Source organism: Candidatus Protofrankia californiensis (genome assembly GCF_900634765.1).
In the GTDB taxonomy this organism is placed as follows: domain Bacteria; phylum Actinomycetota; class Actinomycetes; order Frankiales; family Frankiaceae; genus Protofrankia; species Protofrankia californiensis.
Genome location: NZ_CAAAFT010000487.1, coordinates 1 through 2471 on the forward strand (window position 1 = coordinate 1; position 2471 = coordinate 2471).

General features: G+C 65.6%; 3 protein-coding genes. All 3 read left to right on the forward strand.

Annotated elements, in window-relative coordinates; genetic code table 11:
• Nucleotides 1-425, forward strand: a 425-nt coding sequence (locus DD1DGNOD_RS27530; RefSeq protein WP_165037028.1) for a hypothetical protein, incomplete at its 5' end; no start/stop codon positions are given.
• Between the two features lie 715 nt (nt 426-1140).
• Entirely contained in the window at nt 1141-1626 is a 486-nt protein-coding gene (locus DD1DGNOD_RS25065) for a potassium channel family protein (RefSeq protein ID WP_241255969.1), read from the forward strand.
• 321 nt (nt 1627-1947) lie between these two features.
• Nucleotides 1948-2471 (forward strand): Scr1 family TA system antitoxin-like transcriptional regulator (locus DD1DGNOD_RS25070; protein WP_131771171.1); only part of this gene is annotated, 524 nt, incomplete at its 3' end.

The following is a 2471-nucleotide window of genomic DNA, read 5'->3' on the forward strand; positions in this document are numbered from 1 at the left end:
CCCACCAGGACGGCCCCACCATCCCCCGCCACCACGACCCCGGCGAAGCCACCGCCGAGCTCCCCGTCCAAGGCGCCCACCGCATCGTCGTCCGGATCTCCATCCGTCTCGTCCTCAGGTGCGGTGGCGCCACCACCGCGGGCGTCCTCCACCCAATCGGTGGCGCAGACGTCCAGACCGCGGTCTACGGCGAGACCTCAATCGTCGGCAAACCGCGACCAGTCCGCACCGTCCGAGCCGTCCCGCCCATCCGGACCGGCCGGACGGCCCGCATCCACGACCGGGGAGGGCACGGCTACGACCGGGAAGGGGACAACGACCGCAGGCTCCAGCTCCAGCGATACCGCCGACAACAGAACTTCTGCCCTGCGGAGCCCGACGGGGCAGCCGGCCGTCGCCCGCCTGCCCCGTACGCCTCACGGTAACGGGATCGCTGAATGCTCGGCCCGAGCGAGGACGCTCACATCCCGTGGCGGCGGGTGGCTGCTACGGATCCTGACGGGTGGGCCTGCCGGTGGCGCCGGGTGGCGGACCAACCTTCATGCGGTCTTCCGCCCGGCCGTCTTCGACCTGTCGTTCTTCACCGCACCGGTCCTCCACGTGCTGGCTGTCGCTTTCGGTTCCCCTCCCCTCGTGCGGGGGTCAACCCTGACGAAGCATCCTTGTCAGGGTTCTTCCCATGCGCTGACCCACCCTCCTGACCAGGCCGGCACGCCCGATCACGGTTATTCCCTCACCTTCGTGGTCTGAAGTACCCACTTCGCATCGACTCACAGTCACCGGATCCGATCTCATGGTGACCGTATGCTCATGGGTGGTGGCCGGACCCGCGACAGGCACGCCCGTCGCGGGTCCGGCCACCAACGGGGCTCAGATTCCGATCAACCCCGAGAGCGACGTCGGGTCACTTCCACGAGGGCCCAGCCCTGCCCTCGGTCGGCAGCCTGGGCACCGCCGTGATCCCCAGGACGCGGAGGACCCTGTGACCAACTGCCTTCCAGATCCCGACATGGGAGCCGTCCGCGCCGCCCCCGTCCGGGACAACCCGTGACCACGAAGAACGCGCGAGACATCCCACCAAAACACAGACACGAGGCCGCACGACCGGCACCCAGCCAGCGCGTACTCATCGCACGCGCCATGTTGCGGTCAGTCCTAAGCGTCACCGTGCTGATGGTCCTGTACTACCTACTTCCATTTGACCACGGCGTGAACACCGGTACGGGGATTGCCCTGACTGCCGTCCTGCTGGTGTTCGCCGGTATCATCGGCATGCAGATCCGGCGGATCGCCCGATCCGCCTACCCCGGGCTGCGGGCCGTGGAGGCTTTCGCGGTGTCCCTCCCATTGTTTCTATTGATTTTTGCGGGGACCTACTTCGTGCTCGGTCGCGAACAGGCCTGCGCATTCACCCAGGCGATGACGCGTACGGACGCCCTGTATTTCACGATCACCGTGTTCACCACCGTCGGTTTCGGCGACATCACCCCCCTGACCCAGACCGCCCGGATCATCACCATGATTCAGATGCTCGGCAACCTCGTCGTGATCGGCCTTGTCGCACGGATTTTCCTCAGCGCGATCAGCGCCGGGATACACCGCCGCTCTGCCCGGGAATCGGAGTGAGGGGAATTCGTCCAGCGGCGACCGGGCAGCCCGGGCAGCCGGCCATCCGGCCGACCTTCCGATCATCGACCCGCCGGTCAGGATATCGATCATGATGATCGGCATGATCGACCTCGCGACAGGCATAACGGTCGACAGAGCCGACATGAACGAAACGAGCGAAGCGGGTGAAACGGACACCGACGAGCCGCCGGACTCCTGACGGCGCAACGCACCCATGACGCACAGCGGTAGAATCCCGGCACATATCCGTAAGAGGCTATGAAGATCAAAAAGGTTGACTGGGACGCTGTTACGTTATGCATGTCGGGGGGTCGGGACATGACAACAGGTGAGCCGCACCGCGGCCCTACCGTACGTCGGATTGTCCTGGGCTCCCAGCTCCGTCGATTACGCGAGGGTAAGGACATCAGTCGCGAGGCGGCCGGATACAGCATCCGGGCTTCCGAATCGAAGATCAGTCGCCTGGAGCTGGGACGCGTCAGCTTCAAGGAACGTGATGTCGCCGACCTACTCACCCTCTACGGCGTCACGGACGACGCCGAGCGGGAGCCGCTGCTGTCCCTGGCCCGCGACGCCAACCAGCCGAGCTGGTGGCAGAATTACAGCGACGTCCTGCCGAGCTGGTTTCAGCCGTATATCGGGCTGGAGGAGTCGGCGACGCTGATCCGGGCCTATGAGGTCCAGTTCATTCCGGGCCTGCTCCAGACCGAGGATTACGCTCGCGCCGTCATCGTTCAAGGCAGCCGGGGATCCTCGCGCGAGGACGTCGAACGCCGAGTAAACGTACGGATGCAGCGTCAGAAAATCCTGACGCGACCCGACCCTCCCCATCTGTGGACGGT